This window comes from Pedobacter riviphilus (assembly GCF_014692875.1).
GTDB classification, from domain to species: domain Bacteria; phylum Bacteroidota; class Bacteroidia; order Sphingobacteriales; family Sphingobacteriaceae; genus Pedobacter; species Pedobacter riviphilus.
In genome coordinates, this window is the sequence record NZ_CP061171.1 from 836,601 (window position 1) to 853,574 (window position 16,974).

Here is a 16,974-nt window from a genome sequence, read left to right on the forward strand (position 1 = left end):
CCTGCGACTAAATATGATCTAGTTGGATGCCGAAATAAACTCAGCATGAGGTTTCTCGTTTTAAGCCAACAAAGTTTTCCAGCTTACTGCCGAGCCAATAATGTTTCCTAAATCGGCAATGGCTACACGTTCCTGCTCCATGCTATCGCGGTGGCGGATCGTAACAGTATTATCTTCCAAACTCTGGTGATCAACCGTGATACAGAAAGGCGTACCAACGGCATCCTGACGGCGGTAACGTTTACCAATAGCATCTTTCTCCTCATAAATGCAATTGAAATCGAATTTCAATGTATCCATAATCTCCCGGGCTTTCTCAGGTAAACCATCTTTTTTGGTTAATGGGAAAATAGCTACTTTGTAAGGTGCCAAAGCCGGGTGTAAACGTAATAAAGTACGGCTATCCTGTTTATCATCGGTACTTAAATCCTGCTCTTCAAAAGCATTAATCATGGTTAACAGGAACATACGGTCTAAACCGATAGAAGTTTCGATTACATAAGGAACATAGTTACCATAAGGTTTACCTTCTTCATTTAAATCGTTATCGAAATACTGCATTTTCTTGCCAGAATATTCCTGGTGTTGTGTTAAGTCGAAATCGGTACGGCTGTGGATTCCTTCAACCTCTTTAAACCCGAACGGAAATTCGAACTCAATATCAGTAGCCGCATTGGCATAGTGTGCTAATTTTACGTGATCGTGGTAACGGTATTTATCAGGATTGGTGCCTAAAGCTTTATGCCATTTTAAACGTGCTTCTTTCCAGTATTCGAACCATTTTGTGTCTTCACCCGGGCGAACAAAAAATTGCATTTCCATTTGCTCAAACTCGCGCATACGCATAATAAACTGGCGGGCAATTACTTCATTTCTGAAAGCCTTACCAATCTGCGCAATGCCGAAAGGAATTTTCATCCTTCCCGATTTTTGAACATTTAAAAAGTTTACGAAAATACCCTGCGCTGTTTCTGGGCGAAGGTAAACCTCATCACTGCCTTCAGCCATTGCACCAAATTGTGTGCTAAACATCAGGTTAAACTGGCGAACATCAGTCCAGTTAGAAGTTTTAGATATCGGGCAGATTACCTTGTAATCAACAATTAAATCTTTCAGTTGTGCTAAGTTCTCAGATTTAAGCGCAAGGTTCATTTCTACCTCAAGCGTTAAACCCTTTTTAACAAATCTCCAGCTTGCCTCTTCAACAAAAGGATATTTGGCATGATCTAAAATCGTTTCCTCATCTTTAAATGTTGGCACCCAGCTTGCCTGGCCCTCGTCACTTAAACCCAATATTTCTTGTTGAAACGCTTCGAATTTAGCTTTGTTATCAGCACTGAAGTTGGCTAATTCTGAATATAATTCATCAATTTTATTCTCTAATAACTGGTCGGCGCGGTAACGTTTTTTAGAATCCTTGTTGTCGATCATTGGGTCGTTAAAACCATCTACGTGTCCGCTGGCTTTCCAAACTTTAGGGTGCATAAAAATTGCAGAATCGATCCCCACGATGTTTTCGTGCATTTGCACCATGGCTTTCCACCAATAAGTTTTAATGTTGTTTTTTAATTCGGCACCCAATTGGCCATAATCGTAAACAGCACTTAAGCCATCATATATTTCGCTGCTCTGAAATACGAAACCGTATTCTTTAGCGTGTGATATTACATTTTTAAATTGTTCGTCGTTATTCTTTTGAGCCATAATGCAGCAAAGATAATAAAAAGGTGGAGGGTTTAAAGGTATAAGGCTGAAGGTTTTTGATCAATGGCAAAGGAACTGTAGATTTTAGAATTTCTGCACTTAACTTAGGTGTTCTAAGGTGTCATAGAAGGTGGGAAACAGACGAAAGGTATCTTGTCAGTCGGCTTATATAGCCTTAAATCTCTTATATGGTTCAAAATAATTAGGAGAGCAATAGTCGTGCTTGTCGGTTTCAGAGCTCCTGCTTTCCGCTTTAATCGTTACACTCGTGCCCGCTGCAATCAGGTTTAGGTGGCAGGAAATGTGAAACTATTAATGTTTAAATATAGGGCGCAAAAAAAATCGGTGCAACTAAATGTCACACCGATTTTTGAAATTAAGAGAGTGATTAGGTTTTTGTTGGCTTAAATGCTGACGTCCCTTTCCTCTTCAACACTTAATACGCCTTCAATTTTTTTGATATCTGCAATTTTATGATTGCCCGGAACAATTACGATTACACCAATTGAATCTAAAGCTTCTACATCTTTAACCCCAATTTCCTTCAGCTCTTTTGCCACTGAATCCATTGCGTCGTTTTTTACAGATATTAACCATTTTGTTTTCATCTTATAATTTTTTCAATTGGGCCAATTGGATCGATAGGGAATTTCGGATTAATCAAAATAGGGGTTCTATCAATTGGGAATTTTATCAATCTTGTTTTTGTAGGCGCCTGTACCAATCCTGCACCTACATCTCTACCAGGTAAAGGTAACGTTTTCGCTGTTGAGGTTAATTTTCTCCACAAATTAATTCCCCTCAAACCCGATGCTTGTGCCCATAGTGCGGCAATACCAGCAACATGTGGGGTAGCCATACTGGTTCCGTTCCAGCTCGCATACTTGGTAGGCAGTTTTGTAGAAGAATATACGTTAACGCCCGGAGCAGCAATATCTACAGCACCGTAAGTTGGGTAAAGGCCTCCGTTAGAAAAAGCAGCTACGTTCATATTTACATCTACAGCACCTACAGCCATTATTGATGGGCAGTTTGCAGGGTGCATTACCTGTCTAACTGTGCCTGGCCTTGCCGAATCGTTTCCTGCAGCAGCAATAATTAAAGTACCCTGAGCTAAAGCACGGGCAGCAGCGGTTTCAAAAACAGCAGAATAACCCGCTCCGGTTACAAAACCCCTTAACGACATGCTTACCACATCACAACGGTTGGCAATAGCCCAGTTAATGCCGGCAAGAATGCCTCCATCACCACCAGATCCACCATTGCTTAACACTTTTCCGATATAAATGCTTGCGGCATAAGCAATTCCATATCTTTCAACTGCCGATGGTGAGCTAACAGGACCACAGGAAGTACCGGTACAGTGTGTGCCGTGGCCATGTCCATCCTGTGTAGTTTCGCCAGTGATAAAACTTTGGTGAACAATAGGACGGCCAGCAAAATCAGGATGAGTAAAATCGAAGCCAGTATCCAATATGGCAACTTTAATGCCTGCACCATTGTATGGGTTGTATCTTAAAAAGCTGGTTGGAACAACATTGGTTGCTTTTAATCCCCAGGTAGCGCCAACCGATTCTACTTCAGATTGTTGCTCTTCGTAGTTGTAATCTTCTGTTTCGGTTCCAACCAATACATTGGTCATTTGGTTTACTGCATCTCTGTAGCCCTCTACGTAATTTTGAGTACTTTCATCCAGCATCCCAATCGCATAAACTACTCTTTCCTTTTCTACAATCATTTCATTTTCGCCTAAACTGCTGATTGAATTTTCAATTTTAGGTTTTTCGTTTACGATAGCGATACCCAATTTGTCCAATACAATACCATCGGTTTTAGCCAGATCTTTATCGGTAAAAAATTCATTTTCGAACTCCAGGGAGCTTTTTAGGTTCAGTCCGCTAATGGCACTGATTGAGTTGATCGAATCTGAAGTGTTAGATCCCTCTGGTAGTAGTACCAGGTATCTTCCTGTGTACTCTACTTTTTCTTCTTTTTTCAAGGTTTTTGACATGGTTTAAGTTTTTTAAGTTTTGCCTACTCTGTTCAGGATTTTCGGCTTATTCCCATTGGTGTTTTTTTGTTGATAAACACTAATCCAAAATTGAAACAATTGGTGCAGAAAAACCTTAGGTAAACCACTAGAAATCAACGGTGAAAGCAACGAAATAAAAAGCAGTAAAAACAACAATAAAATATGGGGAAAACCCCATCTGTTATCTATAAAAGTTTTATCACATTTGGGAATAAAAGTTAACTTTAATTAAAACTCAAAAATTATGGAAATGCAACATTTACCAATCTATGCTATCGTATTTTTATGTGGAGCATTAGTATATTATCTGTTACAGAAATTAATCGATCTTATGAAAACAAATGAAAGGCGCGGACGTCCAAATACGATGGATCCGGCAATAATCCAACAAATGGTAGATAACTACCGTAACAATCATTTAGCTGCAATTAATAAAGTATTGGGAATAAACGATGCACATTCAGTTTCATTCGGTTTAAAAACCCTTAAAAAGTTTATTGCTGATATTGAGTTTTTTACCAAAAAAGTAAATCCACGCATTGCTGATGGTGCACTAGGTATCCGTTTCTACTACGCTGCTTATCCAAAAGAGAACGAATGGAATAGTTTTGAGGATGAAAAGGCGATCGGAAAAAATTATGCTCAAAAACATACACTTGTTATGATCCCTACTTTAAAGAAGAAGAGCAGCGATGGAAGCTACCAGGATTATGATTTTAATCCTTTAGACCGATCTACTTTCCCAATAAAAGAAAGAGAAAAAGAACAGCCGATTACCTTAATGGCTATGAGTTCGGATAGTAGCGACACTCAAGCGCGTGAGGTAATGGCTCAAAACCATGGGCAAACCATTCCGCCAGCCGATTCAGCAATAGAAACTTATTAATATCTTAATGAAATGAGCGACTTCCAGAAATTTCTGAGCGACATTTTTCTCTGGATTGAAGGAGGGGCTGCATTGATTGCGCTATGCTACTTTAAACGATTAAAGGGACAACATTGGAGGTATTTTATCTATTATCTAATCATTATTTTTATCAGTGAAGTAATTGGGAAATGGGGAAGGGAATATATTAGTTTTTCAAAAACTAAATATTATAACTATATCGTTATCCCTTTCCAGTTTATCTTTTTTTATTGGCTTTATGCTGTAAAATCATTTAAGGATAAAAGATTATTTTGGATACTCTCTTTGTTGTACATCATCTCATTTATACTCAGTAGATTGTTCTTTAGAGAAAGTAAAGTATATTTTTCTTTTAGCTATACTTTTGGATGTTTACTCTTGATGTTTTTGGTTATCAAAGAATATTATAATCAGGTAAACTCAGTAAACATTCTCAATTTTCAAGAAAATAGAATGTTTTACATTAATTTGGGCGTAACCTTATTTTATATCGGTACATTACCTTTTCTTACGTTTTATTCGTTGCTGAGGGCTTATATCCAAATCTGGAATATTTATTTCGATTATTTCCTGATTTCGGGAATTGTAATGTACGTATTATTCTCAATTTCGTTTATATGGGGAAAACAGAACTCTTAATTACTATCATCCTTTTTAACCTGTTTTTTGTGCTGTTTGTAGTGGCCATTATGGTTTACATCAAAAAATATAAGGAACGGAAAAGAGAATACCTGAATGAAATTAAAATCACCAACGAAATACACCAGAAGGAACTTTTAACCACCCAGTTAGAGATACAGCAGGCCACCATGCAGCAGATTGGCCGCGAATTACACGATAATATCGGGCAGAAATTAACTTTGGTTAGCCTTTATACTCAACAGCTTGTACACGAAAATAAGGTGCCTCAGGCAAGTAAAAGAATTGAACAGATTTATCAGATCATTAATTCATCTTTGCATGACTTGAGGAGTTTGTCGAAAAACTTAACGAACGATAATATAAGTGAAAATGAAATTGTAACTTTAATACAGGAAGAAGTGAACAACCTCAATGCTTTGAAAAAATGTAAGGTAACTTTTCAATACAATTTCGAAAGTATAGATCTGGAGTTTGTGAAAAAGAACGTATTACTAAGGATAACACAAGAATTTCTTCAAAACAGCTTAAAACATGCATATTGCAGCAATATCAAAATCCAGTTAAACTCTTCCCCTGAAATTTTTTTAACGTTAAAAATACAGGATGATGGAGTAGGATTTGATTATGCTAAAGTCACTTCTGATGGTATAGGATTAAAAAACATGAAAAAAAGAGCCGAAATTATCGGTGGACAATTTAATTTAGAAAGCAAACCCGATTTAGGCACTACACTTACTATTATTTTAAATGGCCCGGCATGAAAAAAACTATAGTTATTGTTGATGATCATATCCTGATAGCAAAAGCACTTCAGGGCATTATAGATAATTTTGCAGCTTTTGAGGTGATGTATGTTTGCGAAAACGGAAAAGAGCTGATTAAAAACTTCGAAAACAGCAATAAAATCCCTGATATTTTACTTTTGGATATTAGTATGCCCATTATGGACGGTTTTGAAACCGTAACCTGGGTAACTGCAAATCACCCGGAAGTAAAAGTAATGGCACTCAGTATGCAGGGTGAAGAAAAAAGTGTGATTAAAATGGTAAGCAACGGTGCTAAAGGCTACCTCTTAAAAAATGCACATCCTGTAGAGTTGGAAAATGCGCTTACAAAATTGAGTATCAACGGATTTTTTTACCCAGACTGGGCATCGAAAATTATTTTCTCCAGCCTGAATAAGACAAAAGATGCAGAAATCAAAATTTCAGACCGGGAAAAAGAGTTTTTAAAATATACCGTTACCGAACTTAATTATAAAGAAATAGCCGATAAAATGTTCTGTAGCCCAAGGACCGTTGAAAGCTATCGAGATCAGCTATGCGAAAAACTGGAACTCAAAACCCGGGTAGGGCTGGCAGTTTTTGCCATTAAAAATGGATTTGCCTAGCAAACTGGTTGACTGTTTAAATTGTAAAACTGGTTAATTGAGGTTTAGGAACTGCATTACAGTTAACCGATTTCAACAATTAACCAATTAACCTTACTTTTGAAGCATGAAATTCCATCATTTGCTATTTTTGGTTATTGTTGCAGTTTTTACCTCATGTAAACCAGAAGAAAAAAGCCATCAATATATTAAATTTAATACACCAACGGAGTTATATCAATTCTTAAAATGGTCGCCAGAAAACCGTTTTCCATTAATCAGTGCCCATCGAGGAGGACCAATGCCTGGTTTTCCTGAAAACTGCATCGAAACATTTGATAATGCCACTACCTATAATCCGGTAATTATCGAATTCGACATTGCTTACAGTAAAGATTCGGTAATGGTGATTATGCACGATGATAAGCTCGATCGCACTTCGACCGGAAAAGGACCGATTGGCAATTATACTTATGAGGAACTGAAGGCTTTTAATCTTAAAGATGATGAGGGAAAAGAAACAAAATTTAAAATCCCGACTTTAGATAGCGTATTAAGCTGGAGCAAAGGAAAGGTTTTATTAACCATCGATTTAAAAAAAGGGGTTTCTTATGCCAAGGTGATTGAAAAGGTAAGGCAATATAAAGTAGAAAGTAATTCGATAATCATTACCTATACTGCCAATCAGGCCAAGGAAGTGCATCAATTGGCACCCGAACTCATGATTTCAGCTTCCGTTCAAAAGAAAGCAGAATTGAAACGTTTAAATAATTTGGGTATTCCTAATAACCGCATCGTAGCTTTTGTCGGTGTTTCAGCTCCAGGTAAAGAATTGTACCAATACTTACACAGCAAGGGTATTACTATTATTTTAGGTACCATGGGAAATATCGATAAAAGTGCCATTGCCAGTCCGGTAAAAAATGTTTATTATCATTTGGTTAATAATGGTGCAGATATTTTGTCGGGCGATAATTTACCACAGGCATCAGAAGAACTGGATAAGTTTAGGTATAATAAAAAATTAAGTTCATCGCATATTAATTAACCAGGGATGGAAAGGACGAACACAGATCGGTTTAATTAATTATGAAATCTGTGTTTATCTATACAAATCTGTGGTAAAAAACGCAAAATGAGTATTTCGGTTAAAAATCTTTCTAAACACTATAATAAGCAAAAGGCGGTGGACTCCATTAGCTTTGAAGCCAGGCCAGGCCGTATTTTGGGTTTTCTTGGCCCTAATGGAGCTGGTAAATCTACCACCATGCGCATGCTTACCGGTTATTTAACACCAACATCTGGCGAGGCTGAAATTTCTGGTAAAAACATTCTTTATGATGCCATTGAAGCTAAAAAGCATATTGGCTACCTGCCAGAAAATACACCGCTATATGCCGATATGTATGTGAAAGAATTTTTAAATTTTGTTGGTCAAACCTATAAACTTACCAATTTGGCTGCAAGGATTGATGAAGTGATCAAAATGGTAGGCTTAACACCAGAGCAGCATAAAAAAATCGGTATGTTATCTAAGGGATACCGTCAAAGGGTAGGTTTAGCCCAGGCCATTATCCATAATCCAGAAGTTTTAATTTTGGATGAGCCCACTTCTGGTTTAGACCCAAACCAATTGGTTGACATTAGGCAGCTGATCAAAACATTAGGTGCGGCTAAAACAGTTGTTATTTCTACCCACATTATGCAAGAGGTTGAAGCCATTTGCGATGATATCATCATTATTAATAAAGGTAAAATTGTAGCGAAAGATTCGCTCGAAGGCCTAAAAAAAATGCACCAGCAACAATCATTAGAAGATATTTTTAGAAAACTTACTGCCTAATTCATGCTTTACCAAATAATAAAAAACGCCTTAATAATTCTTCTATTTTTAACACCCGTTATATTGAAAGCCCAAAATACCGCTAATATTGGTATTGGTGCCGAAATAGGTTTACCATCAGGGAACTTCGTTAATTTATCCGGTATAGGTTTAGGCACGTCAATAAAAGCTGACTTTCCAATAGCTGCTGATTTTGCTATATCCTTAAATGGAGGTTTTATGAATTTTTTTGGTAAACGAAATCAGCTTTTTAAAGTTCAGGATTTTACCTATATACCCGCTAAAGCTGGCTTGAAATATCATTTGAGCGAAAGTTTTTACGCTGAGGGGCAATTAGGCGCAGCATTGCCATTAACTAATGGGCAAAAAACTTTATTTGTTTGGTCGCCTGGCATTGGAAATCAGTTTAAGCTAGCTGGCGAAAATAAACTCGATTTAGGGATAAGGTATGAAGCATGGACGGGTAAGAATAATACCATCGGACTGAACAGATCAGATACAAAAGGGTTTGTCGGCATCAGGTTTGCCTATGTATTCGGGCTGTGAAACAATTATGAACAATAATTGATTAATTTATTAGTCAAAAAAATACAATAAGTCCAATTCTTACAACTTAATACAACGTTTTGGAATAAAATATTTTTAATTTAATGCTCAGTTAATCAGTTTTTTACTGTCCTTGTTTTCTGTTTTTTATTTTTGTTTGTAACGTTTTGGCATCATGCTTGTCTAAAATGGACAAATAATTAACGAACAATAATTAAAAAAACAATGAAAAAAGTATTACTTTCTTTATTAATGGTTGCTGGCTTAGGCTTTGCAGCTTCAGCTCAAACAGAAGGCGCAGTTCAAAAAATTACTATTGGCGCGGAAATCGGTCTACCTACTGAAAAGGGTTCAAGTGACTTAGGTTTATTGGTTGCTGGTGGTTCATTGCAATACGAACATCCTGTAGCGAAAGATTTAAATTTAACAGGTTCAGCAGGATATTTATCTTCATTTTCTACTAAAAAAGATGTAGAAGTTAATGGAGGTTTAATCCCTGTAAAAGTTGGTGCCAAATATTATTTTGGTGGTAATTTCTACGGTGCGGCAGAATTAGGTGCTGGTTTCGGTACTAACGAAGGTGCGGGTACTGCGTTTATTTATGCGCCTACTTTAGGTGCTTCGTTTTCAGTAAGCCCTAAAAATAATTTAGATTTTGGCGTTCGTTACGAAGGCTATTCTCAAAAAGGTGTATCATCTGGTATAGTCGGTTTGCGTGTTGCCTTTGGTTTTGGCCTGTAAGCATTAAAAAAAATATTAAAAGCCTCCAAGAAAAATTGGGGGCTTTTTTGTTATTGGTTTGCCTTGGGAATTTCGTAAATAGTTTTCGTGTAAAAAAAACAACTAAATAATTCGTTTAACTAATGTTGCGTAGCTTTACTAGTGGTTTTTGTGTAAAAAAATATATACAAATTATGTATGTCTATATTTTCGCGAAAAAAATCAGATATGAAAAACAAAATGAAAAAATTATTCAATTTTGCGGCAATGTTATTATTGCTCGGAGTTGTAAGTTGTAAAAAAGAAAACGCACCAATTGAAAATGAGCAAAACTTTAGCTTTAGTGAAAAAACAAGTTCTGAAGTATCATTTGCCAAAATTTTGGCAAAGGCAGTAAAGTCAGATGAAAGTCTACGGAATTTTATTAAAACGGAGAGCCTAAAACAGTTTGATAAAGATCATGATATTTTATATCAGTTAGTTAAAAATAGGGAGATTAGTGATGGTAAAACTCTAAGAGAAAAGTTGTTGGGTTTTACTACTGCAGAGGAATTAGACAAAATTGAAAGCAAATTACCGTTATTGACAATTTTCGTGCCCACACTGCCGGGTTTCAGTCCTGAAGCATGGAATCAAGTTAGTGAAATCCCTTTGATTGCTGTAAGTAATACTGACGCCAAAAATTCAATTGGCCTTTATGGAGATGGAGATGAGGCTAAGCTAAGGCCCACCGAGATTCCAGGATTTCCAGTAATTGTAATTAAGCAAAATGAAAGAGTTAGGGTTAAAACTGATATTAATAAAGTGGCATCTAATTCTCGATCTTTAAATTTCAATACTGGTAGCACAATATCATTTGAATTTATAGATCAGGCTTTTGATGGAAGCATTCCTGATGTGAAAAATACATCTTCTCAATTACTAAATTCAAATAAATTCGCCGGAGTGAAAGGTACTGTCAGTAGAGTAGCTCCATCACCTAATTTGTCAAATCCAAATGCGATTGATCAGGTAAATGTTGATGCTTATAATTCAGGAAGCGAATGGCATCGTGATTATGTTTATTATGGAATAACGCCTAGTAGCCCCAATGGAAAATTTAGAAACTATTATAGTGAGTTCATCACTTCATTTAAATTTTTAACACCTAATGCACTTGGTTTAATTGCCGATCAAGATGGTGATCCTAAGCCATTTCCAAACTACATTGACGGAAATATACCACTTAATGAAAATGGACACAGGACCCCTGGCTGGTTTGACGGTAATTTTGAGTTCAGGATTACAGTTTTAATTAATTCTAAAAATGGAGTTGGTAATGAATATGTAAGGCAAATAAGTGTAAACCCAAGGGATTTATTTGACCTTCAATATAAATTTTTAGGAGAAGTAAAGATGTTGTTTTTTAAAGGAAACGCTTATGAACTTGAAACCGTTATACCGAAAGAATATCATCCTAACGTAGAATTAATTCCTTGGGATTTAGAAAATTATGGTACAGCCTGGAAATTTATTTTTTACGAAGTTGATGGTACGCAGGAAGAAACCAAAAGTTATGAAAATACAACCACATTCGCTGCGAACTTTGAAGTTAATGGAGGCGTGAAAGATAAAATTGGAGCAAAATTTGGCCTAGCTGCTACTAGTTCAGAAAAAAGAACATATTCAGTTAAAACCATGTTAGGATCAGATTATTTGGGGGAGGCGATTTTAACATTTGATCAACCGATCATCATAGCTACATCAAATGGTTCTTATGCGACTCGTGAAATTACAAATGGTAACGTTTTAAGTATTAGCGTAGAACCTAGAAGGAATAATATCCCAATTAACTAAAATATTAAAAAATTTCAAAAGCCTCCAAGAAATTGGGGGCTTTTTAGTTTACATAAATTTATTCCTTCAAATATTTTAACTATCAAATTAGTTTATCTATCATTGTGGCGCCTGTTTGCAAATCAGGCAGATAAACAGAAAATTAAAAACAATTCTAGCAAACAATCTCAAAAAAATCAGATGAAAAAATTAGTATTATCTTTATTAACAGTTGCAGCGCTGAGTACTGCGGCTTTAGCTCAAAGTAGTAAACCGGTTAAATTTGGCTTAAAAGCAGGCGTTGCTTTCCCAAATATGACTTTCTCAGCAGGTAATACATCATTTAGTTATGACACAAAAACCTCTTATTATGTAGGTGGAACGGTAGAATTTGAATTATCTGATCTGGTTTCTATTCAACCTGGATTAACCTTTATCGATAAAGGAACAAAAATTAACAGCAGTGGTTTTGGTTTTGATAACGATGATTTTTTTACTGATGTTGATGCCACTTTAAATTTCAAATACCTTGAATTACCAGTTAATGCACTTGTAAATTTTAAAATGGCCAATGCAGGTAAATTATTTGTAGGCGCAGGCCCTTACTTTGCTTATGCCTTAAGTGCCAATGCTAAAATGGGCTCAGAAAAAGAGAAAATCGAATTCAAAGATTCGGGTCTTAACCGTAGCGATTACGGGTTAAATTTTTTAGCTGGCTTTCAGTTAAATAATGGCTTAAATATTCATGCTGGCTATGGCTTGGGCTTAGGCAATCTGGCAAACAATGAAGAAGCACAAGATTTTGATACTTCAATCAAAAACAAAGTGTTTACAGTTGGATTGGGCTTTTCTTTTTAACGAATCTAAAATAACCCTAAGCCTCTGATGAAAATCGGGGGCTTTTTTGTATACTGCTTTTAACAATCAGCCCATTAACTTTAAAACTATCAAGCACCAGCCATCTTCAATTTTACCGTTAACTGGGTAAAGCCAACGAAAAAATATTTCTTAACTTCGGCATTTAAATTTAACTATGTACGCAGTTTTTAAACGCGAGTTATTCAGTTTCTTAAGTTCGATGGTTGCTTATATTACCATTGGCATTTTTCTGTTGGTTTCTGGCCTGTTACTTTGGTTTTTTCCAGACACCTCGATACTTGATTATGGTTATGCCGAACTCGATGGTTTTTTCAGTTTGGTACCCTATCTTTTCATGTTTCTTATTCCAGCCATTACCATGCGCTCTTTTGCCGAAGAACGGAGAGAGGGGACCTATGAACTTTTAATTACCCGGCCCATCCAAATCTGGCAGATTATTGTGGCAAAATATTTAGCGAGTTTGGTTTTGGTATTATTTGCCTTAATTCCAACGTTGATTTATTACTATAGCATTTCAAAGCTGGGCTTTCCTGAAGGAAATATCGATTCAGGATCGGTTATTGGCTCCTACATTGGTTTATTTTTATTGGGTGCAGCCTTTACATCTATTGGTGTTTTCTCCTCTGCATTGACTAAAAATCAGGTAATTGCTTTTGTGATCAGTGCTGCTTTATGTGCATTTGCTTTTTTAGGCTTCGATTATAGTAGTCAGCTTGCCGCATTTCAAAGTATCGGGAATATCATTAGCAATTTAGGAATAAATCAACATTATATTTCGATAAGCCGTGGTGTTTTAGATACCAGGGACCTGATTTACTTTATTACTTTTTCAGTGCTGTTTTTGTTTGTCACTAAGTTAATAATGGGAGGGAAGCGGTAATGAAGCTGAAGAATAAATGGGTTAATTTCGCTGTCGTAACAATAACACTGGTTATTTTAAATATTTTGGGTCAGAATATTTTTTATCGTTTTGATTTTACTGCCGATAAACGTTTTACACTGAGCGAAAAAACAAAAACCTTGCTACAGAAAAATGAAAAGCCAGTAATCGTAACTGTATTTTTAGCTGGAGAATTACCACCTGCTTTTAAAAGGTTGCAGGCTGCGGTGTCGGATATTTTAGCTGATTATCAGGCCTACGCTAAAGCTGAAGTTAAAGTGGTTTTCGTTGATCCGATAGCGGGACTTAATCAGGCCGATCAAGATACAGTGATCAATAATTTATACGAAAGAGGTATTGAGGCAACCAATTTAAGTGTTAAAACGGAAAGTGGATTAACACAGAAACTCGTATTTCCGATGGCTATGATGGAAAGCGGGGGGAAAGAATTGCCTATTAAACTCTTCCAGAATTTAGATACCAGGGGGAATTACGAAGACAATATAAACCGCTCTATTGAAAGTTTGGAGTATACCTTTACTTCGAGTTTAAAGAAAGTGCTTTCAGGTGATAATCCTCGGATTGGCTTTTCTGAATCAAATGGTGAACTTTCCGATTTACAATTGGCCGATGCCATCCATACGCTATCGAACAGTTATTTGGTTGGCCGTATTGATTTGAATAATATTGATAAAGCTGGGCTTGATAAATTGAAAATGTTGATTATCGCCAAGCCTAAGAAACCTTTTACAGAAACTGAGAAATACAAAATCAACTATTTTGTAATGAACGGTGGGAGAGTACTCTGGAGTATTGATCAGGTAAATGCAGAATTGGATAGTTTGCGGGGAAAAAGTGGGCAGATGGCTGTTAACAGTAATTTGAACCTGGATGACATGCTTTTTATGTACGGGGCAAGGGTTAATTATAATATTATTGCCGATCCGGCAAATAGTGCTGAAATTCCAGTTTCAACGGGAGTTGTAGGTGGGCAGAACCAAATGCAATTGGTGCCCTGGATTTATTATCCTATTTTATTGCCTGATACGGCTGAAAGTGTGGTGAAAAAATTGGATGGTGTAAAATCTGAATTTCCAAGTACGGTAGATACTATTGGTGTTAAAGGCGTAAAGAAATCGTATATTTTAGCTACATCTCCCTATAATAAGGTTTATAATGTGCCGAAATTGTTTAGCTTGCAAATGTTAAGGGAGCAGTTAGATCCTCGGTCTTTCCAAAGTAAACCACAACATGCTGGTTTAATGTTAGAAGGTAATTTTCCATCGGTTTTTGCCGGGCGACCCTTACCTGCTACCATTACACAGCCTTATACCTTGGAGAGCACAAGTAAACCTGCTAAAATGATTGTGATAGGAGATGGCGATATTTTTAAAAACCAGGTATCGGAGCAAAATGGAACTCCCTTTCCATTAGGTTTCGATCGTTATTCGCAGCGCACTTTTGGCAATAAGGCTTTATTGCTCAATATTGTTGATTATTTTACCGATAACGACAACTTAATTGCGTTGCGGAATAAGGAAGTAAAAATTAGATTGTTGGATAAAGCCAAAATTAAACTCGAAAAAACTAAATGGCAATTTATAAATGTTGTAGCGCCCTTGCTATTGTTAATATTCTTTGCGATTTTTCAACATTATTACCGCAAATACAAGTACGCTAAATAATTTTTATATTTTTGAAGAAGACTAAATAATATCATGAGATTTATTGTATCCACATCAACTCTATTAAAACACTTACAAACCGTAAATGGTGCATCAAGCAGCAGTACGGTTTTGCCTATATTAGAAAATTTTCTCTTCGAAATTAAAGATGGAAACTTAACTATCTCTGCTACCGATCTGCAAACCAGTATGACAACTGCTCTGGCTGTAGAATCAAAGGAAGAAGGTAAAGTTGCCGTTCCGTCTAAAATTTTATTAGATACGCTTAAAACATTACCAGATCAACCGATTGCATTTAATATCGATGATAGTACTTTTGCGATCGAGATCAGTGCTGGAGATGGTAAATATAAATTGAGTGGTGAAAATGGCGATGATTTTCCGAAGATTCCGGTAGTAGAAAATGCATCTTCAGTAAATTTGCCTGCCTCAGTTTTAACTGAAGCCATTACAAAAACTATTTTTGCTGTAAGTAACGATGAGTTGCGCCCGGCTATGACAGGTGTATTCTGTCAGTTATCTCCTCAGCACATCACCTTTGTAGCTACCGATGCACATAAACTGGTGAGATACCGCCGTATGGATAGTAAAGCAGATAAAGCAACATCTTTTATTCTTCCTAAAAAGGCTTTAACACTTTTAAAAGCTGCTTTACCTTCAACTGATATTAATGTATCAGTAGATTATAATGCAACAAGCGCTTTCTTTAAGTTCGAAAATATCAATTTAGTGTGTCGTTTAATAGACGAACGCTATCCAGATTATGAGGCGGTAATTCCAACCAATAATCCTAACAAACTAATTATCGACAGAAGTTTATTCTTAAATACACTTCGTAGGGTTGTAATTTTTGCCAATAAAACGACACATCAGGTAAGGTTGAAAATTAGCGGCAGCGAACTAAACATCTCTTCTGAGGATTTGGATTTTGCTAATGAAGCACACGAGCGTTTAAGCTGTCAATATGACGGCGAAGACCTCGAAATAGGCTTTAATGCACGCTTTTTGATCGAAATGTTAAGTAATTTAAGTGGTGATGAAGTGACTTTAGAACTTTCGACACCAAATAGAGCAGGGCTTTTAATTCCGCAAACCAATGACGAAAATGAAGACGTTTTAATGTTGGTGATGCCTGTGATGCTAAATAATAGTTATTAAAAAAAAACTAATTTATTAGTTTTAACAAGAAAATGGCTTGGTTTTTGACCGAGCCATTTTTGTTTTAACCAACTAACAACCAATGAAAATCTATAACAATCTCTCGAAATCGATAATTTTGCTCACCTGCTTATGTAGTAGTATAGGCTTGTCATCCTGTAAAAAGGATAATCCAGATGAAGTAGTAAAAGGCCAGGCCAAGGTAAAAATGGTTAATGCATCGCAGGCCAACGAGAACCAGGATGTTTATCTCGATAACGAAAAACTAACCAGTGTAGCTTTAGCTTTTGGCGAAACCAGCGATTACGTAAGAATACCTTCTGGTAATAGAAGCATTTCTTATACCGGCACAAATAACACCACTACTGATACTTCTTTTAACTTTACACCGTCTATTACCTACACAACTTTTCTGGTAACCAATAAAAAAGGAGAAATGGAAATAGTAAGTTATGAAGATAACTTAAGTAATACCGAAGTAGGTAAAGCTAAAATTAAACTGATTAACCTGACGCCTAATTTTGCTACCGGCATAAATGTGATGGTTGAAGGCGGTACCCAGTTTGTGAATGGACTGGCTTTTAAAGAAGCATCTACCTATTTTACTGTAGATACAGGATTCAATTTAAGATATACAGTAGTAGGTTCTGGTAATGTTAAAACCATCCAAAGTACGGCTTTAGAAGCAGGGAAGATATATACCATTTGGTTTAGCGGTACTACTGTAGCAACATTAGGAGCGCATATCATTACCGATAATTAATTTCAAAGTTTAATATGCTTTCTGCTATCTT

The 16,974-nt window shown here is 36.3% G+C and carries 17 protein-coding genes; 14 read left to right on the forward strand and 3 right to left on the reverse strand.

Annotated features, from left to right (window positions below; translation table 11 throughout):
* Positions 1–60: 60 nt before the first annotated feature.
* From H9N25_RS03460 to H9N25_RS03470, 3 genes are all read right to left on the reverse strand, one after another.
* Entirely contained in the window at positions 61–1,704 is a 1,644-nt protein-coding gene (locus H9N25_RS03460; RefSeq protein WP_190327953.1) for a glycine--tRNA ligase, read from the reverse strand.
* A 404-nt stretch (positions 1,705–2,108) separates the two neighbouring features.
* On the reverse strand, positions 2,109–2,312 hold the full coding sequence (locus tag H9N25_RS03465; RefSeq protein ID WP_167293337.1) for a hypothetical protein: 204 nt from the start codon (positions 2,310–2,312) through the stop codon (positions 2,109–2,111).
* A complete protein-coding gene (locus H9N25_RS03470; RefSeq protein WP_167293338.1) occupies positions 2,309–3,715 on the reverse strand; it encodes a S8 family peptidase in 1,407 nt (468 codons plus the stop codon). The genes H9N25_RS03465 and H9N25_RS03470 overlap by 4 nt, the downstream gene beginning before the upstream one ends.
* A gap of 265 nt (positions 3,716–3,980) precedes the next feature.
* On the opposite strand from H9N25_RS03470, the gene H9N25_RS03475 reads away from it, so the two are divergent.
* The 14 genes from H9N25_RS03475 to H9N25_RS03540 all read left to right on the forward strand — a co-directional run bounded on the left by H9N25_RS03475 (position 3,981) and on the right by H9N25_RS03540 (position 16,943).
* The gene (locus H9N25_RS03475; protein WP_190327954.1) at positions 3,981–4,622 is read left to right on the forward strand and encodes a hypothetical protein; all 642 of its coding nucleotides are present in this window, start codon (positions 3,981–3,983) and stop codon (positions 4,620–4,622) included.
* Between the two features lie 12 nt (positions 4,623–4,634).
* Entirely contained in the window at positions 4,635–5,282 is a 648-nt protein-coding gene (locus tag H9N25_RS03480; RefSeq protein WP_190327955.1) for a hypothetical protein, read from the forward strand.
* Positions 5,261–6,046 carry a sensor histidine kinase gene (locus H9N25_RS03485; RefSeq protein ID WP_190327956.1) on the forward strand — a complete coding sequence of 262 codons (786 nt, stop codon included), beginning with the start codon at positions 5,261–5,263 and terminating at the stop codon, positions 6,044–6,046. Before H9N25_RS03480 ends, H9N25_RS03485 begins: the two co-directional genes overlap by 22 nt.
* Positions 6,043–6,675, forward strand: a complete 633-nt coding sequence (locus tag H9N25_RS03490; RefSeq protein WP_190327957.1) for a response regulator transcription factor — start codon at positions 6,043–6,045, stop codon at positions 6,673–6,675. The genes H9N25_RS03485 and H9N25_RS03490 overlap by 4 nt, the downstream gene beginning before the upstream one ends.
* A gap of 106 nt (positions 6,676–6,781) precedes the next feature.
* On the forward strand, positions 6,782–7,702 hold the full coding sequence (locus H9N25_RS03495) for a glycerophosphodiester phosphodiesterase family protein (protein ID WP_190327958.1): 921 nt from the start codon (positions 6,782–6,784) through the stop codon (positions 7,700–7,702).
* 87 nt (positions 7,703–7,789) lie between these two features.
* Positions 7,790–8,497 carry an ATP-binding cassette domain-containing protein gene (locus H9N25_RS03500; protein WP_190327959.1) on the forward strand — a complete coding sequence of 236 codons (708 nt, stop codon included), beginning with the start codon at positions 7,790–7,792 and terminating at the stop codon, positions 8,495–8,497.
* Between the two features lie 63 nt (positions 8,498–8,560).
* Positions 8,561–9,043 carry a hypothetical protein gene (locus tag H9N25_RS03505; protein ID WP_190327960.1) on the forward strand — a complete coding sequence of 161 codons (483 nt, stop codon included), beginning with the start codon at positions 8,561–8,563 and terminating at the stop codon, positions 9,041–9,043.
* A 225-nt stretch (positions 9,044–9,268) separates the two neighbouring features.
* Positions 9,269–9,784, forward strand: coding sequence for a hypothetical protein (locus H9N25_RS03510; RefSeq protein ID WP_190327961.1), 516 nt, complete (start codon positions 9,269–9,271; stop codon positions 9,782–9,784).
* Between the two features lie 219 nt (positions 9,785–10,003).
* Positions 10,004–11,599, forward strand: a complete 1,596-nt coding sequence (locus H9N25_RS03515) for a hypothetical protein (RefSeq protein WP_190327962.1) — start codon at positions 10,004–10,006, stop codon at positions 11,597–11,599.
* 180 nt (positions 11,600–11,779) lie between these two features.
* The gene (locus H9N25_RS03520; protein WP_190327963.1) at positions 11,780–12,436 is read left to right on the forward strand and encodes a porin family protein; all 657 of its coding nucleotides are present in this window, start codon (positions 11,780–11,782) and stop codon (positions 12,434–12,436) included.
* 175 nt (positions 12,437–12,611) lie between these two features.
* Entirely contained in the window at positions 12,612–13,337 is a 726-nt protein-coding gene (gldF, locus tag H9N25_RS03525) for a gliding motility-associated ABC transporter permease subunit GldF (protein WP_190327964.1), read from the forward strand.
* Positions 13,337–15,022 (forward strand): gliding motility-associated ABC transporter substrate-binding protein GldG, encoded by a 1,686-nt coding sequence (gldG, locus tag H9N25_RS03530; protein WP_190327965.1) that lies wholly within the window; start codon positions 13,337–13,339, stop codon positions 15,020–15,022. Before gldF ends, gldG begins: the two co-directional genes overlap by 1 nt.
* Positions 15,023–15,055: 33 nt before the next feature.
* Positions 15,056–16,180 carry a DNA polymerase III subunit beta gene (dnaN, locus tag H9N25_RS03535; protein ID WP_086545224.1) on the forward strand — a complete coding sequence of 375 codons (1,125 nt, stop codon included), beginning with the start codon at positions 15,056–15,058 and terminating at the stop codon, positions 16,178–16,180.
* Between the two features lie 82 nt (positions 16,181–16,262).
* On the forward strand, positions 16,263–16,943 hold the full coding sequence (locus H9N25_RS03540; protein ID WP_190327966.1) for a DUF4397 domain-containing protein: 681 nt from the start codon (positions 16,263–16,265) through the stop codon (positions 16,941–16,943).
* The last annotated feature ends 31 nt before the right edge of the window (positions 16,944–16,974 follow it).

What these genes read in the sequence shown, in the direction of transcription:
- H9N25_RS03460 (WP_190327953.1), bottom strand. Translation starts at nt 1,704, where the DNA reads ATGGCTCAAAAGAATAACGACGAACAATTTAAAAATGTAATATCACAC.
- H9N25_RS03465 (WP_167293337.1), bottom strand. Translation starts at nt 2,312, where the DNA reads ATGAAAACAAAATGGTTAATATCTGTAAAAAACGACGCAATGGATTCA.
- H9N25_RS03470 (WP_167293338.1), bottom strand. Translation starts at nt 3,715, where the DNA reads ATGTCAAAAACCTTGAAAAAAGAAGAAAAAGTAGAGTACACAGGAAGA.
- H9N25_RS03475 (WP_190327954.1), top strand. Translation starts at nt 3,981, where the DNA reads ATGGAAATGCAACATTTACCAATCTATGCTATCGTATTTTTATGTGGA.
- H9N25_RS03480 (WP_190327955.1), top strand. Translation starts at nt 4,635, where the DNA reads ATGAGCGACTTCCAGAAATTTCTGAGCGACATTTTTCTCTGGATTGAA.
- H9N25_RS03485 (WP_190327956.1), top strand. Translation starts at nt 5,261, where the DNA reads ATGGGGAAAACAGAACTCTTAATTACTATCATCCTTTTTAACCTGTTT.
- H9N25_RS03490 (WP_190327957.1), top strand. Translation starts at nt 6,043, where the DNA reads ATGAAAAAAACTATAGTTATTGTTGATGATCATATCCTGATAGCAAAA.
- H9N25_RS03495 (WP_190327958.1), top strand. Translation starts at nt 6,782, where the DNA reads ATGAAATTCCATCATTTGCTATTTTTGGTTATTGTTGCAGTTTTTACC.
- H9N25_RS03500 (WP_190327959.1), top strand. Translation starts at nt 7,790, where the DNA reads ATGAGTATTTCGGTTAAAAATCTTTCTAAACACTATAATAAGCAAAAG.
- H9N25_RS03510 (WP_190327961.1), top strand. Translation starts at nt 9,269, where the DNA reads ATGAAAAAAGTATTACTTTCTTTATTAATGGTTGCTGGCTTAGGCTTT.
- H9N25_RS03515 (WP_190327962.1), top strand. Translation starts at nt 10,004, where the DNA reads ATGAAAAAATTATTCAATTTTGCGGCAATGTTATTATTGCTCGGAGTT.
- H9N25_RS03520 (WP_190327963.1), top strand. Translation starts at nt 11,780, where the DNA reads ATGAAAAAATTAGTATTATCTTTATTAACAGTTGCAGCGCTGAGTACT.
- gldF (WP_190327964.1), top strand. Translation starts at nt 12,612, where the DNA reads ATGTACGCAGTTTTTAAACGCGAGTTATTCAGTTTCTTAAGTTCGATG.
- gldG (WP_190327965.1), top strand. Translation starts at nt 13,337, where the DNA reads ATGAAGCTGAAGAATAAATGGGTTAATTTCGCTGTCGTAACAATAACA.
- dnaN (WP_086545224.1), top strand. Translation starts at nt 15,056, where the DNA reads ATGAGATTTATTGTATCCACATCAACTCTATTAAAACACTTACAAACC.
- H9N25_RS03540 (WP_190327966.1), top strand. Translation starts at nt 16,263, where the DNA reads ATGAAAATCTATAACAATCTCTCGAAATCGATAATTTTGCTCACCTGC.